Source organism: Asticcacaulis sp. P4_H10, assembly GCF_056400965.1.
In genome coordinates this window covers 275,554-293,714 of record NZ_JBFUKH010000003.1, presented here as the reverse complement: position 1 = coordinate 293,714, position 18,161 = coordinate 275,554, and the positions used below count along the sequence as shown (strand labels likewise).

The 18,161-nt window shown below is 62.2% G+C and carries 21 protein-coding genes; 9 read left to right on the top strand and 12 right to left on the bottom strand.

Annotated elements, in window-relative coordinates; translation table 11 throughout:
* Positions 1-124 precede the first annotated feature (124 nt).
* The 3 genes from AC1DON_RS07665 to AC1DON_RS07655 all read left to right on the top strand — a co-directional run bounded on the left by AC1DON_RS07665 (position 125) and on the right by AC1DON_RS07655 (position 3,230).
* The gene (locus AC1DON_RS07665) at positions 125-715 is read left to right on the top strand and encodes a gluconate 2-dehydrogenase subunit 3 family protein (protein ID WP_476934187.1); all 591 of its coding nucleotides are present in this window, start codon (positions 125-127) and stop codon (positions 713-715) included.
* A gap of 12 nt (positions 716-727) precedes the next feature.
* Positions 728-2,443 (top strand): GMC oxidoreductase, encoded by a 1,716-nt coding sequence (locus AC1DON_RS07660; RefSeq protein WP_476934186.1) that lies wholly within the window; start codon positions 728-730, stop codon positions 2,441-2,443.
* Between the two features lie 301 nt (positions 2,444-2,744).
* Entirely contained in the window at positions 2,745-3,230 is a 486-nt protein-coding gene (locus AC1DON_RS07655; protein ID WP_476934185.1) for a hypothetical protein, read from the top strand.
* Between the two features lie 30 nt (positions 3,231-3,260).
* Here AC1DON_RS07655 and AC1DON_RS07650 read toward each other — a convergent pair whose 3' ends face one another.
* The 4 genes from AC1DON_RS07650 to AC1DON_RS07635 all read right to left on the bottom strand — a co-directional run bounded on the left by AC1DON_RS07650 (position 3,261) and on the right by AC1DON_RS07635 (position 7,574).
* Positions 3,261-3,413, bottom strand: a complete 153-nt coding sequence (locus tag AC1DON_RS07650; protein ID WP_476934184.1) for a hypothetical protein — start codon at positions 3,411-3,413, stop codon at positions 3,261-3,263.
* A gap of 136 nt (positions 3,414-3,549) precedes the next feature.
* On the bottom strand, positions 3,550-4,632 hold the full coding sequence (locus tag AC1DON_RS07645) for an alpha/beta hydrolase (protein WP_476934183.1): 1,083 nt from the start codon (positions 4,630-4,632) through the stop codon (positions 3,550-3,552).
* Positions 4,633-4,741: 109 nt separating this feature from the next.
* The gene (locus AC1DON_RS07640; RefSeq protein WP_476934182.1) at positions 4,742-6,328 is read right to left on the bottom strand and encodes a GH39 family glycosyl hydrolase; all 1,587 of its coding nucleotides are present in this window, start codon (positions 6,326-6,328) and stop codon (positions 4,742-4,744) included.
* A 115-nt stretch (positions 6,329-6,443) separates the two neighbouring features.
* Positions 6,444-7,574, bottom strand: a complete 1,131-nt coding sequence (locus AC1DON_RS07635) for an acyltransferase family protein (protein ID WP_476934181.1) — start codon at positions 7,572-7,574, stop codon at positions 6,444-6,446.
* 591 nt (positions 7,575-8,165) lie between these two features.
* On the opposite strand from AC1DON_RS07635, the gene AC1DON_RS07630 reads away from it, so the two are divergent.
* The gene (locus AC1DON_RS07630) at positions 8,166-8,609 is read left to right on the top strand and encodes a hypothetical protein (RefSeq protein ID WP_476934180.1); all 444 of its coding nucleotides are present in this window, start codon (positions 8,166-8,168) and stop codon (positions 8,607-8,609) included.
* Here AC1DON_RS07630 and AC1DON_RS07625 read toward each other — a convergent pair.
* From AC1DON_RS07625 to AC1DON_RS07610, 4 genes are all read right to left on the bottom strand, one after another.
* Positions 8,563-9,855, bottom strand: a complete 1,293-nt coding sequence (locus AC1DON_RS07625; RefSeq protein WP_476934179.1) for a sensor histidine kinase — start codon at positions 9,853-9,855, stop codon at positions 8,563-8,565. The two genes, AC1DON_RS07630 and AC1DON_RS07625, sit on opposite strands and share 47 nt — an antisense overlap.
* A 117-nt stretch (positions 9,856-9,972) precedes the next feature.
* The gene (locus AC1DON_RS07620) at positions 9,973-10,155 is read right to left on the bottom strand and encodes a hypothetical protein (protein WP_476934178.1); all 183 of its coding nucleotides are present in this window, start codon (positions 10,153-10,155) and stop codon (positions 9,973-9,975) included.
* A gap of 45 nt (positions 10,156-10,200) precedes the next feature.
* Positions 10,201-10,629, bottom strand: a complete 429-nt coding sequence (locus AC1DON_RS07615) for an SRPBCC domain-containing protein (RefSeq protein WP_476934177.1) — start codon at positions 10,627-10,629, stop codon at positions 10,201-10,203.
* Between the two features lie 50 nt (positions 10,630-10,679).
* Positions 10,680-11,024, bottom strand: a complete 345-nt coding sequence (locus tag AC1DON_RS07610) for an ArsR/SmtB family transcription factor (protein WP_476934176.1) — start codon at positions 11,022-11,024, stop codon at positions 10,680-10,682.
* A 348-nt stretch (positions 11,025-11,372) separates the two neighbouring features.
* On the opposite strand from AC1DON_RS07610, the gene AC1DON_RS07605 reads away from it, so the two are divergent.
* The 4 genes from AC1DON_RS07605 (at position 11,373) to AC1DON_RS07590 (ending at position 14,001) form a co-directional block, all read left to right on the top strand.
* Positions 11,373-12,563 carry a hypothetical protein gene (locus AC1DON_RS07605; RefSeq protein ID WP_476934175.1) on the top strand — a complete coding sequence of 397 codons (1,191 nt, stop codon included), beginning with the start codon at positions 11,373-11,375 and terminating at the stop codon, positions 12,561-12,563.
* 82 nt (positions 12,564-12,645) lie between these two features.
* Positions 12,646-12,918, top strand: a complete 273-nt coding sequence (locus AC1DON_RS07600) for a type II toxin-antitoxin system Phd/YefM family antitoxin (protein ID WP_476934174.1) — start codon at positions 12,646-12,648, stop codon at positions 12,916-12,918.
* The gene (locus tag AC1DON_RS07595; protein WP_476934173.1) at positions 12,915-13,346 is read left to right on the top strand and encodes a type II toxin-antitoxin system VapC family toxin; all 432 of its coding nucleotides are present in this window, start codon (positions 12,915-12,917) and stop codon (positions 13,344-13,346) included. Before AC1DON_RS07600 ends, AC1DON_RS07595 begins: the two co-directional genes overlap by 4 nt.
* Before the next feature lie 172 nt (positions 13,347-13,518).
* The gene (locus AC1DON_RS07590) at positions 13,519-14,001 is read left to right on the top strand and encodes an N-acetyltransferase family protein (RefSeq protein WP_476934172.1); all 483 of its coding nucleotides are present in this window, start codon (positions 13,519-13,521) and stop codon (positions 13,999-14,001) included.
* Positions 14,002-14,047: 46 nt separating this feature from the next.
* Here the strand turns inward: AC1DON_RS07590 and AC1DON_RS07585 are convergent, their stop codons facing one another.
* Both AC1DON_RS07585 and AC1DON_RS07580 read right to left on the bottom strand, forming a co-directional pair.
* On the bottom strand, positions 14,048-14,929 hold the full coding sequence (locus tag AC1DON_RS07585) for an AraC family transcriptional regulator (RefSeq protein ID WP_476934171.1): 882 nt from the start codon (positions 14,927-14,929) through the stop codon (positions 14,048-14,050).
* Positions 14,930-15,214: 285 nt separating this feature from the next.
* Positions 15,215-15,589: a VOC family protein gene (locus tag AC1DON_RS07580; protein ID WP_476934170.1), complete on the bottom strand. Its 375-nt coding sequence runs from the start codon at positions 15,587-15,589 to the stop codon at positions 15,215-15,217.
* Between the two features lie 183 nt (positions 15,590-15,772).
* Between AC1DON_RS07580 and AC1DON_RS07575 the strand changes: the two genes are divergently transcribed.
* On the top strand, positions 15,773-17,197 hold the full coding sequence (locus AC1DON_RS07575; protein WP_476934169.1) for a family 8 glycosyl hydrolase: 1,425 nt from the start codon (positions 15,773-15,775) through the stop codon (positions 17,195-17,197).
* A gap of 13 nt (positions 17,198-17,210) precedes the next feature.
* On the opposite strand, the gene AC1DON_RS07570 is transcribed toward AC1DON_RS07575, so the two are convergent.
* Positions 17,211-17,435 carry a DUF4287 domain-containing protein gene (locus AC1DON_RS07570; protein ID WP_476934168.1) on the bottom strand — a complete coding sequence of 75 codons (225 nt, stop codon included), beginning with the start codon at positions 17,433-17,435 and terminating at the stop codon, positions 17,211-17,213.
* A 95-nt stretch (positions 17,436-17,530) separates the two neighbouring features.
* Positions 17,531-18,064 carry a hypothetical protein gene (locus AC1DON_RS07565; RefSeq protein WP_476934167.1) on the bottom strand — a complete coding sequence of 178 codons (534 nt, stop codon included), beginning with the start codon at positions 18,062-18,064 and terminating at the stop codon, positions 17,531-17,533.
* Positions 18,065-18,161 lie beyond the last annotated feature (97 nt).

Below are 18,161 nucleotides of genomic sequence, written 5' to 3'. Positions count from 1 at the left end.
GATATGCCTGCTCCGCGCGAAACTCACCCCGCCCCTTGCGCTTCGGGCGAACCATGTCAGTATAGTATGACAATATTGCATAAGCGGGACCCGACCCCTGCGCCAAATGCATCAGGAGCATATCATGGAAACGCGCCGCCAGGTCCTCACCGGCCTGATCTTCAGCTTGGGCGGAGCCGCCGCCCTTACCGCCTTCGAAGCCGAAGCCGCCCGCCCGAAGCGAAAGGCCCAAAAGACGGCCGCCCCCGCCGCCCCCGCCAAGGCCACCTTCTACACCAAGGGTGAACTGGCGACCGTCACCTTCCTGGCCAACGGCATCATCCCGCGCACCGACACGCCGGGTGCCCTGGATGCCGGCGTCCCTGCCTATATGGACCACCTCTACGCCACCTGGGCGTCTCAAAAGACGCAAGCCGACCACCGCGCCCAACTGGCCGAGATCACCGCGCACCTCGACCGGCTGACCGGCGTCCAGTCCGTCGACGCCGGCAATTATGACAAACAAAGGATCAAGGCGCTGGAAGCCCTCGATGCGGCGGCTTTCGGACCAGAGGGAAATGCCTACTGGCCTTATCGCAACGTCAAGTCGCTGATCGCCACGGTCTATTACCTGTCCGAACCCGGCGCGACGCAGGAACTGCATTACGAACTGGTCCCCGGCCGCTGGATCGCCTCGGCGCCGATCGCCGAAATCGGCCGCACCTGGGCTATGTAAGGAGTTATGACCATGAACCAATTCGATGCCATTGTCATAGGCTCGGGCATGAGCGGCGGCTGGGTCGCCAAGGAACTCTCGGAAAAAGGCCTCAAGGTCCTGGTGCTGGAACGCGGCCGCGAACTGAGCGTCGAGAAGGACTATACCGACATGCTGTCGCCGTGGGAGCTGCCCAATCTCGACCGCATAAACGAGGACGAGCTGAAAAAGTCCTATCCGATGCAGTCGCAGTCAGTCGGCTATGCGCTGCATGAAACCACCAAGCATTTCTGGGTCAAGGAGGACGAACAGCCCTATGAGACCCCGGCCGATGCGCCGTTCGAATGGGTGCGCGGCTATCATTCCGGCGGCAAGTCGCTTTTGTGGTCGCGCCAGTCCTACCGCTTCGGCCCGCAGGATTTCGAATCGAACAAGAAGGACGGTCACGGCGTCGACTGGCCGATCCGCTACGAAGACCTGGCGCCGTGGTACGACCATGTCGAACGCTTCGCCGGCATTTCGGGCAATGCGGACGGCATCCCCTCCCTGCCTGACGGCGTCTTCCAGCCGGCCTTCGAGTTGACCCTGCCGGAAAAGGCGTTTGCCGAGCGCGTCAACAAGGCCTTTCCGACGCGCCGGGTCATCGCCGCACGCGTCGCCCACCTGACCCAGCCCACCCAGGAACAGATGGATCTGGGCCGCGGCCCGTGCCAGGTGCGCAACCACTGCCACCGCGGCTGTTCTTACGGTGCCTACTTCTCGTCGGTATCGGCAACGCTTCCGGCGGCGCGCAATACCGGCAATATGACGCTCATCAGCCACGCGATCGTCCATTCGATCGAGTATGACCCCAAGACCAAGCGTGCCTCGGGCGTGCGCGTCATCGACGCCAACACGCGCGAAACCAAGACCTATACGGCAAAGATCATCTTCCTCAATGCCTCGACCGTCGCTTCGACGATGATCATGCTGAACTCGAAGTCGGCAAGCTTCCCGACCGGCCTGGCCAACAGCTCGGGCGTTCTGGGCCAGAACCTTATGGACCATTTCGGTGGTGCGGGCGCCTGGGGCGAGATGCCGGAATTCGACGCCTATTACCACGCTGGCCGGCGTCCGGGCGGCATCTACGTGCCGAACTTCGCCAATATCACCGAACACGACAAGCCTTACCTGCGCGGCTACGGCTTCCAGGGCGGATCGTCCCGGCGCGGCTGGACCGGCAATCGGCCGGGCCTGGGCCAGGCGTTCAAGGAGGCCAACCGCACGCCGGCCTCATGGAATATCGGCATCAACGCCTTTGGCGACATGCTGCCGGACCCCCGCAACACAATCAGCCTGCACGCCAGCAAGGTCGACAAGTGGGGCCTGCCGCTGGCGGTCATCGACTGCCGTCTGCGTGAGAACGAACTGAAGCTGATGCAGGCGGCGTCGAAGGATGCCTACGACATGCTGAAAGCGGCGGGCGCGGTCAATATCAGCTCCAGCGAGGACAATGGCGGCGTGACGTTTGCGTCGCTGACCTCACCGGGCAACAAGATCCACGAGATGGGCACGGCGCGCATGGGCAGAGATCCGCGAACGTCCTTGCTCAACGGCTGGTGCCAGTCGCACGACGTACCGAACCTGTTTATCAGCGACGGCGCGTGCATGCCGTCGTCCGCCGTGCAGAACCCGTCCCTGACCTATATGGCGCTGTCGGCGCGAGCGGCCAACCACGCGGCGGAACTGGTGAAGACAGGGGTGTTGTAGGGCGGTCGATTCGGGTTTTGGCGCGAAGAGGAAAGTAAGAAAGGTTTGACCACGAGAGCGCCGCCGGGAGTATATTCCCGGCGGCGCTTACCTGGTCAATCCTACTTCCGCTCATCGCGCACAGAGGACGCAGTCGGGACCGAAGCAAGCGCATGAAACGGCTATGGTATCCCCGCATGAAGACCCCAAAAGCATGAAGCGTCCAAGCTATATCAGCCTTGTCACGATCATCTTCGCATTGACAGGGACGCAGCCCGTCGCGCGAGCCGAACCGGCCTCGCCCCCTACCCCACCTCAGGCTTTGGTCGAGAGCCTCTACGCGCAAGTCGTCGCCCGGCACCCGCTTGGCGTGCCGTACGGCAAGGACAAGGACGTTTTTGCCCCCTATCTCAGCAAGGCACTGCACGATAGGTTCGATCTCAACACCGCATGTTTTGCCGACTGGAGTCGGCGGCATCCGGACCGGAACCTGAAGCCTCCCATGGGTATTTTTGAATCCGGGGCCTTCTCGGGCGACGACGAAAAAGCCGAACCAAAGGCTTTTCATATCGACAGAACCGAGCCGGGTAAAAACGGCACGGCGCAGGTTTACGTCAGGCTTGTCTGGGGAGACCCGCCCGATGAACCCTGGGTATGGTATGTCGCAGCGGTCGTAATTCGTGAAAATGATCGCCCCGTCGTGGACGACATTCTTTATCTGGCAAACAAAAAAGGCGTCATCGACTCCCGCCTGTCCGAGCGTCTGTCCGCGCAGTGTGACGGCGGCAGGTATTCCGGCGCTTCGTGACAGTCCTGAGTGTGCTGCGTCCCACTCTATTCAGCCCGTTACTTCTCCGCCGCAACCACAACAGGCGGCAGGTGCGGTACAGTCTTGCCGGGACGGTTCCGAAGCGCAGACCGAGGCGACGCCCTTCAGCAGGATCGAATCCGAACCGTAGGTGATGGTCGTGCCGGCCGAAGACGTCGTCATTACCTAGTGGTCGATGGGCGCTGCATCGCCGGCGCGTTCCGCAATGGGGCGCGCGTGACGCAGCAGTGAGACAAGCACCTTGCCGGGCTCCTCGGTCATCACTTCGTGGCCGGAGTTTTCGAACCAGACGAAGGCCTCAGTCTTTTGCCGTCAAGGGCAGCACCTGGTTGACGAGCGTGACCAGAAACCGGCCGGACTCTTCCTGATAGGCCATGTGGGCGGAGTCCTCGAACCAGACCAGGGTCTTTTTCGGCGCCTTTACCGTCGCGAACCACTGATCGAGCAGGACGGCCGAAGTGCCGGTGTCGTGGCGCCCCTGGAGGAAGACGACAGGCAGCCTGAACGTGGCATCGCGGCGCAGGTCGACCTCCCCCAGTTCGGTCCACAGGTTCTGGATGCTGTAGCCCTGCGCCACATCGCGCGCCTTCAGTTCCTCGTCGCTGTAGTCGGGGCTGAACGGGTTCAGTTCGCCTTCATGGCCGACATTGTTAGCCCAGTAATAGCCGCCGTAGTGCGCCAGCCACCGTCGCTCGGTGCCGAGGTTCCGGATGGTGTTCTCCGGATGCGCGGTGTCGGGAAACGGTGCGATCCGTTCCAGGTCGGCGATGGCTTCGGCATTGTTGTCGGCGCGCGCGGCCTTGAGCGTCGCTTCATAGCCCATGGCCTCGTTTTCCTGGGCCGAAACGAACTGGCCGGTGCCGACATAGGCGTAGAACCAGTCGGGATGCTTCTGCGCCAGCTTGACGCCGACGATCGAGCCCCACGAAAAGCCGACGAGGACGATCTTGCGCCGGTTATAGGTCTTGCGCAGGTAGGCAGCCATTTCCTCCGCGTCGGCCACCATGCGATCGATCGTCATGGTCGGGCGGACGGCTTCCGGATCGTTGGCCAGATAGGTCTTGCCGCCGCCACGCTGATCCCACTGGACGACGGTGAAATATTCCCGCCAGTCGCGCATGTAGTAATAGCTGGACGGCAGCGAGGTGAAGCCCGGTCCGCCGTGGATAAACAGGAGGATCGGGGCGTCGGCGTGCCGGCCACGGATCGACACCCACTGCTTTATGCCGCCGATTTCGACGAATTCGTCCTTCTGGATGGCGTCTTCGCTGCGGATCTTATCGACATTGCGGAAGACCGCGCGCGGATCGGCGTGCGCCTGCAAACCAAGGCTGGCCGGCAGCAGCAGGGCCGCGAGAAATGCTGCAATCATCTTGGTCATGGTTCAGGTCCGTACGATGGGTCTACAGACATGAGGCACCGGCTACCGCATACGGATGCAATATGGACAAGATTTAATCCGGCCGCGGTTTTCGCGGCCGGACTGCGGGTCATTTCACCGGCGTCAGGACAAATTCGAAGATGTCATTGGCCCTGAGCGCCACGTCACGCGTGAACCGTCCGTTCTTCACCGAAACATTGCCCGTAAAGGTGGGCGCGCCGGTGCTGACGGCGTTCAGCTCGCTGACCTGCTTGCGGGTCAGCTGCTTCGGCGATCCCATCCCGACATAGGCCGTGAAGGCATCGTTCTGCTTGTAGCCGATCTGGTAGACGTCCAGCCGGTACTTGCCGTCCTTCATGCCCGCGATCTCCAGCGCCAGGCGACCCTTGTCGGTCGTCGGCTGTTCCAGCTTGTAGAAGGACTGGTCGGTCTGGCCCTTGGGCGGCACCACCGGCGAATAGTCCCAGACCAGGGCCTGGACCGAGCCGTCCTTCGACTTCGTGACCCAGGACGCCGCGTCATTGCTTTCGACGTCGGTGTCGCCCAGACGCTTCAGGAACTTGAAGGCATGGAAGGACGGCTTCTTGATGCCCTGCAGGTTCAGCATGCCGAAGCCGCCGTGGAAGGGCGTGAAGCGCGGGCCGTTTTCCTCGAAGATATCCGTAAAGGTCCAGTAGGACAGCGAATCGACGTGCGGCGTGGCGCGCTTGACCACGTTCATGATGAAGCTGGCCTGGTGATACTGGTCGTGCATGTAATCGGTCGGCGTGTAGGACGAACTCCACTCGGTGAAGTGCAACTCCTTGTCACGCAACGGCCCTGCGTCCAGCAGCTCGCGCGAATGACGCATCCGACCGGCGACGCGTTCGGGGTTCGGATCGATGATCGTGCCGGCGGTACCGTCTTCGTCGAGGAAGCCCTGTTCAACGCCATAGGCATGCAAGGCGATAAAGTCGATCGGCGCCGGGTTCTCGATGATCCACTTCTCGAAGGCCTGTTCGGACGCATAGGGCACCGCCGTGGCCGGGCCGCCGATGCGGCACTTGGCGCACTCGGCACGGATCGCTTCGGAGGTCGTCTTGTAGAGCTTGAAGTACTCTTCGAGCGGATGCGGGAAGAAGCCGCGAATATCGGGCTCGTTCCAGACTTCATAGTACCACTTGGTGATCTCTTCCTCGCCGTAGCGTTCCTTCCAGTGCACCATCAGGGCGCGCATCAGGCCGGCCCATTTGGCGTGGTCCTTTGGCAGCGAGGTATTGCCCTTCCACCAGAAGACGGTCGTCTTGCCCTCCGCCAGCTTGGTCGGCATGAAGGTCAGCTCGACGAACGGGCGGATCTTCTTAGCCAGCAGCGCGTCGTAGAGGGCGTCGACATACTGGAAATTGTAGATCGGATTGCCCTGCTTGTCCTCGTCATAGACGGCCATCTCGTCATTGAGCAGGCCATGCATGCGCAGGTAGTTGAAGCCGATCTCCTCCTGGACGACATCGAGCTGGCCCTGGAAGTCGGCCCGCATCGCTTCGGCGGCGCGCCCGGCGCCGACAACCTCCAGCGGCACGTTCGAGTGCGCGCCGATCTCGCGCGACACATCGGCCTTGACGACGCGAACCGTGTCGTCGGCCAGTGCAGGCGTGGCTGCCAGCACTATTGCGAGAGTCGAGAATACGAAGCCTTTGAGGCCTGGACGCATGTGCATGTTTAGTCTCCCAAAGCAGGCGGCGGCCTGCCATTTATTTTTATTAGTGATAAATGGAGGACAAAATGCCGCTACGTCAACTGTCTTGTCGGACTATTCGCAGGAAAGTTTGCGGTTACCGCCCAAGCACCCGCTGCGCCAGCCAGCGCCGGGCCGGTTCGTCGTAGAGTTTAAGACAGGCCCAGGCGACCACGACCGCTGCCACGAAAACACCGGCGCCGACCAAAGCGCCCTGCTCCGCCGGGATTTTCCTGTCCACCACCCAGCCGGTATAGATGTAGATCAAAGGATAGTGGGTGATGTAGAGCGGGTACGACAGGTCGCCGAAGAACTTCGCGATGCGCACCGAAACGCCGGTTGCAGCCATTTCCCCTGCCCCGATGGCGACGATCAGCGGGAACAGCAGGATCACGCAGGCCGCGTCATAGATCCCGTTCTGCCACAGGTTTTCCGTGCCGCCGAAGCGCGGCAGGCTGAGGGCGGCGACCAGCAGCAGGCTGCACACCGCAAAGCCGTTCGGCACCTTGATGCGCTTGCCCAGCCGCATCAAAAGCACGCCCGCGAAGAAGGGGAACATGACGCGCGTCAGGCCGATATGGATGCCTTCGGCGTCCAGCGACCAGCCGCCGATCAGGTCGCCGCGCTTGCCGAAAACCGCCAGGTAGACCACGGCCGCGCCGGCTATGGCGACGAGCACGCCCAGGGCCTTGGTCGGCAGTTTGCGCACGCCCACCGCATAGAGGATATTGGCGAGGTACTCATAAAACAGCGACCACGCCGGGCCGTTGACGGGATAGGTCTCGTTCCAGCCGCGAATGTCGGCGGATGGCGGCAGGGGCACCATGGTGAAGCCGATCACCGTCACGACGACCAGCAGCCACAGCGGCGTGCCGGCGACCTTGGGGAAGATCGTGTAGTCCTGGAGGAAGAACAGTGCCGCGCCGATCAGGCTGCCCATGATGATCATCGGCTGCAGCCGGACCAGGCGGCGCTTGTAGAAGCCCCACTGCGTCAGTCCGGCCGGCCAGCGGTCGTCATAGGCATAGGCGACGACAAACCCCGACAGCAGGAAGAAGAAGTCGACCGCCAGATAGCCGTGATTGATGATCTGGGCCTGGGGGCTGCCGCCCGCATAGGCTTCGAACAGGTGGAAGACGACGACCATGAGCGACGCAACGCCGCGCAGTCCGTCGAGGATGATGTAGTGGCTTTTGGCGGGTGAGGCAGTGGTGGTCGATGCGGACATGAGGGTCTCGGCGGAGATGATATCGATGACAATAGTACCGGATTCGCGGGTGTGTCCTGGCAAGAATTCACATCGCGCCCGTGGCTGCGTCCAAAGGAGCCCCGCCCACCGTTGGCTCTGCCAACGGTCCCCCCTCCCCATAAATGGGGAGGGCGAAAAGCATCGTAACGCCCTGATGAGCTGCTACTCTGCTATTTGAAAGCGTGATGACAAGTCATTCTTCGCCCTCCCCATTTATGGCAGGGCTATCGCATATGACTTTGACGTGCTGGTTCTATTTCTCCTCTCCCCATGTAAAGGGGAGAGGAAAGGCGCGCAGCGCCAAGGTGAGGGGTAAGCGGCAGAAGATACGCGCGCTGAAACGACAGTATAACCCCTCATCCGGCCCTAACGGGCCACCTTCTCCCCTCAAGCGGGGAGAAGAGAAGTGAATTCAATATGTTGCAAGCTATATGCGATAACCCTGCCATTTATGGGGAGGGGGGACCGCTGAAGGCGGTGGGTGGGGCTAAACTATAGTCTGTCCCGCGCTTCGTAAGCCTTGCCCTCCTCCCTTTCTTACCCGATAGTCCGCACAAGGGAGGGGCGAACATGCAAAGCAAGGACACCGTAACCGGCTGGACAGTGGGGCTGCTGGGCTTGCAGATCATCTGTCAGGGTTTCAGCGTGTTCATCGCCGTCATCGCTTCCGACGACGTCTATTCCGACAGCATCCAGACGCTCGACGGGCTGGTCCTGACGCCGCTCAGCAACCTCGTCATGCTGCTGCTTGTCGGGTTCGGCATCTTCCGGACCGTGCGCCTGTCCCTCATCCTGACGCTCATCGCGCTGCTGCCGTGGATCGATGCTTCTGTCGCGCACGGTCTGAAGATGGACTGGGATCCGGACATCCAGGACGACATCACATCCGTCGATCAGGCCTTGCTCTGTCTCAACATCACCAGATATGCCTGCTATGCGCTCATCGCCACCCTGAGCGCCCTGGCCGTCAGGCGGGCTTTGCAGAAGACGCGGCGTCACGCCGCGGCAGCGTAAACCAGAAGGTCGAGCCGCTGCCCGGCGCTGAGGTGAAGTTGATCTCGCCGCCATAGAGCTTCAGGAACTTGCGGCAGGTCGACAGGCCGATCCCCGTGCCGGGATAATCATCATTGCGGTTCAGCCGACGGAACAGCGTGAATATCTGGTCGTGATAGGCCGGATCGATGCCGATGCCGTTGTCGCGGACTTCGAAGTGCCAGTAGCCGGCATCGGCCCAGGCCGACAACGTGATTTCGGGCGTCTTGGAACCGTCCTGGAACTTCAAGGCATTGCCGATCAGATTTTGCAGGATCAGCGTCAGCAGCGTCGGGCTGGCCATGACGGTCGGCAGTTCGCCCAATTTCACCACCGCGCCTTTTTCGCTGACAACCGGATCGAAACCGCTGAGTACCTGGGCAGCAATACGGTTGGCGTCCACAGGCGCGATCTCGACCGGCTGGCGATCAACGCGCGAAAACGCCAGGATGTCGCGGATCATCTTCTGCATCCGTGCGGCATTGTCGCGGATGAGCGACACGTGGCGGCGGCCGTCTTCGCCCAGGGCGTCGGCCGAGTCTTCCTGGAGGATGCCGGCATAGGTGTTCATCATGCGCACCGGCTCCTGCATGTCGTGCGAGCAGATATAGGCGAAACGTTCCAGTTCATCGCCCCTCTGTTCGGCGATGCGCAGCGCCTGACCTGCGGCGTTGAGCGCATAGTGCAGCAGCCCCCAGATGGTCAGCGCCACGACGCAGCCGGCGATCGCCATCGAGGTATGCAGCGGCACAAGCTCAGGCACAAAGGTTCTGGCGACGAACAGCCATGCGGCCACCGTCGCCGCGGCATTGACGAGCAGGACGCGCAGGGTCAGGCTGGCGGCGGCGGTGACGATCAGGATCATGATGAAGTTGAACAATGCCGCCTGCCGGAACTCGGTCATCTGGTTGGTCAGGAAGGTGACGACCATCAGCAGGCCGAGGCCGGCCGTGACCAACTCAAGCCGTCCCAGGGATTGCGTCCGCCGCGTCACGACGTAGGCAGCGCCTGCAGCCAGGCCCAGGACGATGCGCATGGGCACAAGGACGATGGCGATCTTTGCGCTTTCCATGAAGGGCGTGATGAGGACGCCGATGACCAGGTAGTAGAAGCAAACGACGGCACAGAAGCCGCGCACCAGCGGCCGGTACAGCTCAGCCATCTGTCCGGACGTGAACTGTCCGGGCGCCAAGCCTTTTCGCCACGCCGCCACCCTGTCTCGCAGCATAACCCAGTTCTCCGAATCCCAGCCTGCTTTTACGGATTTGCCGGGAGGGATTCAATCGTTATCAGCGGGGATGGGGTCTCCGCTCAATGACGCATGCGGGCGGGCGCCGGAAAACGGCTAACCGGCGCTGTTCCGCCTTGCGGTGGCATTGGTCATCAGGGTTTCCAGCCAGGCGTCGATCCTGGCGTAGATGTCAGCCGCGGCCCGGTTGCCGGCTTTTTGCTGTGCCTGCATCATGTCGCGGGCGCGGCCGCGCAGCCGGTAGAGCAGGATGATCTTATGGCAGTGTTCAAGCGTCATCCCGCAAACCTACACGACCGGGCTTAACAATTCGCCGCATCCAACCTAAGCGAGCTCGCCAATCACCTCTTCCAACTGGCCGAACTGCTCGTCGAAGCCGCTCGTGGCGCCGGAAATCATCGCTTCATCGAGGGCTTCCTTCGACGGATAGAGGTCGTGCCAGGTGACCAGGGTGTGATCGCCCCGAGGCTCGAACGTCACTGTCGTGACGGCCCCCTCCTCGTCCCCTTCCTCGTTGGTCCAGACGATGCGGGCGTTCGGCACCACATCGAGATACCTGCCGAAGAAGGCCATCGGTTCTTCCATGGCGGGGTGGCTGATTACTAGCTTATAGCCGCCGCCGGTGCGCACGTCCATTTCGCAGGACAGTATGGTCATGCCGAACGACTTTGGCGTCCACCAGCGCCTGAACAGCTCAGGCTCGCTCCACGCCCTGAATACGATGTGGGCGGGTCCGTTGACGGTCCGCGTCACCACGAACTCGCGATCTGAGGTCCGTTCAGCTGTGGTGCTGGTCGTGCTGGTCATTTCGTTCTCTCCGCTTGTTTCAATTCTTCGACAATGCCGTCCAGTTGATCGAACCGCTCGGCCCACATCTTCTGCTGGCGCGCGATCCAGGCGGCTTCTTCCGCCATGGCGCGCCGTCCCAGCCGGCAGGTTCGCACGCGGCCGACCTTCTCGGTTGTGACCAGGCCGGCTTTTTCCAGAACGCCGACGTGCTTCTTCATGCCCGTCAGCGTCATGTGAAACCGGTCCGCCAGGTCGGTTATCGAGGCATCCGAGCGTCCGAGCTGGACCAGCACCTCGCGGCGCGTGGGGTCCGACAGGGCCGCAAAGGAGGCATTGAGCAGAGCTTCATACTGAACCATTTGGTTCAGTATACGCGCACTGGCTATCGGCTGGCAAGAGGGATTAGACACTTTCATCATTGTTAAACGAAGAGGCCCCGCCCACCGCCTTCGGCGGTCCCCCCTCCCCATAAATGGGGAGGGCGAAGAATGGACTACCTCCATGCATTAAGTTGGAGCGTAGAAATATTATTAGGAAATTGAATAACTTGCCTTACGCCCTCCCCATTTATGGGGAGGGGGGGACCGTGAGCAGAGCGAACGGTGGGCGGGGCCCCTTTCTTCCCCCTTTGCTTCACTTTCGGCACCCGCTTGAGCACTTCGCCCGAAGGGGGTATGACTCTTCCATCAATCGCCAGGGGTCTCGTCATGCGTCTTGTGCTTGCCGCGTTTTTCAGCCTCCTCGCCCTGCCCGCTGCCGCGCAGACGATCCGCCAGGAAATCTATGAAGGCACCATCGGCAAGAGCCCGATCGTGCTCGAAATCCTGACCTACAAGGACGGCCGGACCACCCTGCGCTCGGGCGAATACTTCTATACCAAATACCGCTCGGCGATCCCACTCAAGGCCGGCAAGGCGCCCCTCACCTTCACCGAGACCGATCCGTCGTGCTTCGACACAGAATGCCAGGACTCCGCGACCCTGGCGCTGAAAGGCCCGGGCGAGACGCTTGCCGGCACCTGGCAGGCTTCGGGCAAGCCGGCGCGTGTCGCGGTGGCCCTCAAGCGTGTGTCGGCGCGCGACTACACGACCTCGCTGGCCGTCAAGGAGCCATCGGTCCTGCCGTCGGTATTGACGACCGAAGAGGTCCTGGCGGTATCCGGCGGCAATCCTTTCCAGCAGAAGCTCTACGACTTCGACCTGACCAATGGCGCCGAAACCCACAGCGGCAGCGTCGGCTATCGGACGGTGACGCACAAGGGTACCGGCGTCAGCTATATCCGCCTGACGCAATTGCCGGACGCGGCCGTCCTGAAACTGACCAATGTCCATCTCGACCAGCGCCGCTACGACAACCAGATGGGCGCGCTCGACTGCGCCGCCATGCGGGCGGAAAACGACCAGATCGAAGGCTTCGGCGGCTATGAGGACATCGAGGTCAAGGTGGCCTATGTCACGCCGCAGATCCTGTTCATCGAGGAGTCGGGCAGCACCTATTGCGGCGGCGCCCACCCCAACAATTACTGGACGCGGATGGGCTACGACCTGAAGACCGGCGGCGCGCTCGACATGAATCGCCTGCTCAAGCTCTACACCAAGCCGGCCGGGTGGCAGGAAGGCGACGAACTTCCCGACACGGCTGAATTCAAGGCCTTGCAGGCCAAGCTTAAGCCGAAATCGCCGTGGTTTGTCGGCGGCGCAGACATCCCCGAATGCCTGGCCGAAGACCTGGGCTATGGTTACAGCCTGTCGTTCAATGCCAAGGGCCTGGTCTTTTCGCTGACCGACCTGCCGCACGTCATGGGTGCCTGCATGGGCGAGTACTATGTGGTGCCGTACAAGGACCTGAAGTCGCTGTGGCGGCCGGAAGCCAAGGCCTATTTCCCGGGTATTGCCTGACGATCGGTGCCCTGCGAGATTGCCCTTTTCATATGGTCATGTTATAAGACTGGTCACTTAAGGTGACCATAAGGGTAATGCCGTGTTTCACAGCCGAACGATCAGCGCAACAGAGTTCAAGGCCAAATGCCTTGACATCCTCGATCGTCTCGGAACGTCCGAGCTGGACGAGGTGGTCATCACCAAACGCGGCAAGACAGTCGCCGTTCTGACGCCGCCCAAAACAAAGTCCGACGCCGTACAATCCCTGCACGGTTTTATGCGGGGTTCGGTGGTGGTTCCCGACGGCGTGGACCTGACAGCGCCGGTGGTTGACGATGATTTCAGCGCCGATACGGGCCTTCTGCACGGATGAGCGCCTCTGACGCGGTGCTACTGGATACCTGTGCAGTCATATGGCTGGCGAACGGCGATCTCGCACCACAAACAGTCGATATCGTTGTCCGTGCTGCCCTGTCGGACGGCGTTTTTGTCTCGCCGATTTCCGCCTGGGAGGTCGGCCTCTTGAGCCGTCCCCGGCCGAACCGCAGCCCATCTCTTGCCTTCCTGCCTGACCCGAAGACCTGGTTTACCAGGTTCATGACCGGCGCGGGCATCCGGCAAGCGCCTTTCAGCCCCGATATCGCGATCGAGGCTTCATGGCTGCCGGGCGAGATTCATGGCGACCCGGGCGACAGGCTGATCATCGCGACGGCCCGCACCCTGCAAATCCCGATATTGACGCGCGATGCGAAAATACTGGACTACGCCGGCGCAGGGCACGTCAGGGCCATAGCGTGTTAGAGCGATATGCCAAAAAGTGTGCAGCGGTTTTTGGCTAAATATCGCGACAAAACAAAAACCTAGAGCATGATGGCGGTTCGACCTAACCGCATCATGATCTAGAGCCTTTGCCGGCGACGTGGCGGCCGGGTACTTCGCTTGTGTCCCTCTATAAGGCGGTGTACGAAGCGCCATGCTGATACGTGCCGCCAATCCTGCCGACCACGACGCCATCTGGGAGATCATGGAACCCGTCCTGCGCGCGGGCGACACCTATTCCATACCCGACGACTGGAGCCGTGAAGACGCCCTGGCCTACTGGTTTGCCACGCCGCATCAGGTCTTCGTCGCCGAAGACGCCGGCCAGGTTATCGGCCACTATTTCCTGACGCCAAACCGTCTGGGCCGCGGCGGCCATGTCGCCAATTGCGGCTACATGGTCAGGGCCGGTGTCACTGGCAAAGGCGTCGCCACGGCGATGTGCCTGCATTCACAGGACACGGCGCGCGCCCAGGGCTTCCGCGCCATGCAGTTCAACGCCGTGGTCGCGACCAACAGCCGCGCCGTCGCGCTATGGCAACGCCTGGGTTTCGATATCGCGGGCCGGCTGCCGGGCGCCTTCGATCATCCGGCGCACGGCTTCGTCGATCTGCTGATCATGTACCGCACCCTTTAGTTGCCAGGCGCCAAGTAGCGTGCCCGAGGGCTGCGACGCGCGTCGCCTACTTCAGCGGCAAGTACAGCTCGATGACGGGTTCATAGGCCGACATCCCCGCAATGGCCGACAGGTAGCGGCGGCTGTAGATCGGAAAGTCGCGCGCCTCTTCGCCGCTGGCCGGCAGCCAGTCGTGGTAGAGAAACAGCGCGGCGGGTTCGAGATTGTGCGTATTGCCGGGATAGCGCAGGACCGCGCACCGGCCGCCCGGGATCTCGCCCGCCTTCAGATACGGATGATCCGCGTCGATCGGCTGGTCGGTCTCGAAGCACAGGTCGGCGCTGTAATCGGCCGGATTTGCCGGTTCGCGCTCCGAGCGGAAGACCATGAACATCGGGCTTGTCTCCGGTGACAGGCCCTGGGCTTTGCGGGCGTCGATGAAACGCTGGCGGGTGTCTTCAAAGTTGGCGCGATCGCCGCGATGTTCGATGATCGCCACCGGCGTCGGGGGCACGTCCTTGATCGCGACGTCGTCTGCACTAAGGGTAATCTGCATGAGCTTGCTCCTGGCAATGTCGAAAGGCCCGAAGGCCGCAAGCCACGACGCCCAGTTGGGCGAAGCCTGGAACGCGGAAGGCGACTGCCCGACCCGCTGCCGGAAAGCGCGGGCAAAGGCATCGGGCGCGTCGTAACCGGCATCCATCGCCGTGTCCGTGATGCTTTGGGCATCGCCAGACAACTGATGCGACGCGCGTTTCAGCCGGGCAAGCTGGATGTAGCGATGCACCGTCATATCGAACGTCGCCGTAAACTGGCGATGAAAATGGAACCGTGAGAAGGCCGCGACGCGGCTCACAGTCTCCAGGTCAAGATCGTCATCGAGGTGCTGGTCGATATAGTCCAGCACCCGCTGCATCCTAGCGATATAGGTTTCACGCGCCGCCTTCATTGTTCCTCCGTGGCAGCGCCATCTAGCCGTTTGCGTGTCGGCCGCGCTCGACCGATCTTGCGGTTTTGGACGATTGGCTCCGCTGGTGGTCCCTTAGCTTTCGAAAGCTATACCTTCACCGCGCTCACCCCATAAATGGGCAGGGCGAGATGATCACCGAAGTCTTAATTAGACCCATATAGCGTAGTTGCGACTATTCTTCGCCCTCCCCATAAAATGGGGAGGGGGGACCGTCTGCGGAGCAGATGGTGGGCGGGGCCATCTCTGCCTGCAACAAGCCTTGCCCTATCGCGGGTCATCCGACAGGGCAAAGACGCGCAGGCGATGACCATCCGCATCGGCTACCGTGAAGGTATAGCCGAAATCCATGCCGACAGGCGTCTGCAGGACCTCGACGCCCAGGCCTTGCCAGTCGGCAAAGACCGCGTCGACCGCCGCCTTGTCCGGCTGGGCGAAAGCGATTTCAGCGCCGCCGGGCGGCAGGGGCGCTGGCGCGACGCCGTCCTTGCGCCACAGTCCAAGCTTCCAGCCCGTGGGCAGGACGTATAGCGCGAACGTATCGGACAGCTCGACCGGCTCAAGCTGCAAAAGACGGTTATAAAGCGCGGCGCTTTCGCGTGGCGCGGTAACGGATAACAGGATATAGCTGGGTTGCGGCATGTCGGCCTCCTTTGATGGACGGCCTCGACTTACAAAACATACTGCCAAATTTTGTCAGCATGTTTTCGGACTGGTCCATTGAGGCCGTGAAAACCGCACGCTCGTGACTTTCGCTTTTGAAAAAGCCGTGCGATGAATAGCGCGCGCCGCCGCGCCAAAATCAATACATCGAGGAACCCGCCCATGTTGAAACGTCTCTCCCTGATCGCTGGTGTTAGCGCTACCTTGGCTTCGGCCGCGCCGGTCCTGGCCGCCGAAAAGGCCGACGGTTCAGCTTCCGGTTCCGGCGCCTATGCCACTCACACCTACCGCAACCTGTTCTCGGAACGGCTGGGGCGCGATCCGGCCGAAAGCCACGCCAAGGTCGAGGCCGCCTTCCAGAAACTCTTCCACGGCGACGGCCAGGAGGAGCGCATCTATTTCGAGACCGGCGCCAATGCCGACGGACCTTTGGCCTACATCACCGACTGGGCCAATAACGACGCACGCTCGGAAGGCATGAGCTACGGCATGATGATCTGCGTCCAGCTTAACAAGAAGCGCGAATTCGACGCCCTGTGGAACTGGTCCAAGACCTACATGCAGAACACCGACCCCGAAAATCCGTCCCAGGGCTATTTTGCCTGGTCGATGGGCACGGACGGCACGCCACGGTCGGTCAGCGCCGCGCCGGACGGCGAGGAATACTACGTCATGGCGCTCTATTTCGCAGCGAAACGCTGGGGCAATGGCAAGGGCATCTACAACTACCAGGCCGAAGCCGACACCATCCTGCGCGGCATGCGCCACCACGGGACACGCACCGGCACGCCGCCGTTCCGCGTCCACCCGGGCGACAAGCCCCTGATCGAGCCCGCCACGCCATGGCCCAGCCCCAACAACCGGACCGAACAGGCAAAGGCGCTGAAGGAAGGCAAGCCGTGGCCGCCCTATCGCCCCAGCCGCGCGCCGCGTCCCGTGACGGTCGGGCCGATGGTCGACGAAGCCAGCGCCATGGTCCGTTTCGTGCCGGAAACCAATCTGCCGGGCACCGATCCTTCCTACCACCTGCCCGCCTTCTATGAGCTGTGGGCGCGCTGGGGTCCGGTCGAGGAGCGCGCCTTCTGGGCGCGGGCAGCGACGGCCAGCCGCGACCTGTTCATCAAGGCGGCGCATCCGAAAACCGGCCTGTCGCCCGACCGGACGGACTATGACGGCACGCCCTCGCAAGGCTGGGACGGCAAGCCCAGCATCTTCGCCTATGACAGCTGGCGCACGATCAGCAATGTGGCGGTCGACTACAGCTGGTGGGCCAGGGACGGCCGCCAGCGCGATCTGAGCAATCGCGTCCAGGGCTTCCTGAACAGCGAGGGCATCAAGACCTTCCCTGACCGCTATACGCTGGACGGCCAGCCGCAGTCCGACCGGCATTCGCCCGGCATGGTCGCCGCGGCGGCAGTCGGCGGCCTGGCGGCAACACCTGGCCCCGTTGCCGATGCGTTTTTGCAGGAGTTGTGGACCATGCCGGTCCCCGCCGGCGAGCAGCGCTATTTCGACGGCATGCTGTACCTGATGAGCCTGATGCACGTCGGCGGTGAGTTCCGCGTCATCGAGTCGAAAACGCCCTAGGTGCGCTTAAGGGTCAGGCCTTGTCCTCGGCCAGGGTGTGGGCGACGATGGCATTGGCGTGGCCGTGGCCCATGCCGTGTTCGGTCTTGAGCACGGCGACCAGTTCCATGTGCTTGGCCGGATAATGGCTGCGCACGATGCTTTTCCAGTCGGCGATCGGCCGGCCATAGGTCTTTTCTATGGACGGGAAGTAGGACGCCGGGCCCTTGATTTTTTCGTTGCTTATGTTTGGGGTCATAACGCGATTAAGGCGGCCGGGGGCGCATTTGTCAACGCGAAGATCGGGCTGGCGGCGACGGAGTGGAATTCACCGGCCGTCGCTTCCGCTGCTCCCTAGCCTCGCGCCTCGCTTCCGGCCGCCACCGATGTCTGGCGCTTCAGATACCGCTTGTAGAGAATATAGCGCCACCAGGTGATCAGGGCATCAGGCTCGCCCATGCCGCCGCCCTCGTCGTGATATTCCCCATCCCACGCCTCCGGGGTTTTGAGATACTGCCCCGGCCAGACGCCTTGCCGCGAACGCCCGCACATCGGGCACCAGTGACTGTCGGGAAGTTTGCGCCAGATCCGGCGCTGCGTCGCGATATTGTACCGGCAGCGCGGACAGCGCGCCGCCAGCATGACGGACATCAATGCCCACCCCAGCGCCATGATCGGTACGAAGACAAGGCCATGCGGCGCCCCCAGCACCAGGCCCGCGATCAGGCCGGTAAAGACGCAGACACCCATCAGCCGCCACGACTGCAGGACGAAAGCGGCAAAGCAGCCGATGGCGATATAGGCCTGGACGCCAGGCTGCGGATAGGCAAGCACGGAAACAGCCAGGATGAAAAAGCCCGGCAGATAACACAGGACAGGATAGACCATTTTTGCCCCTTTCCTCTTTGAAACAGGTTGCGGCCGCGGCCGCCCCCTCCTGTCCAAAGGCGCATGCAGGACGCCCCGGACAGACCCCGAGGCCCGC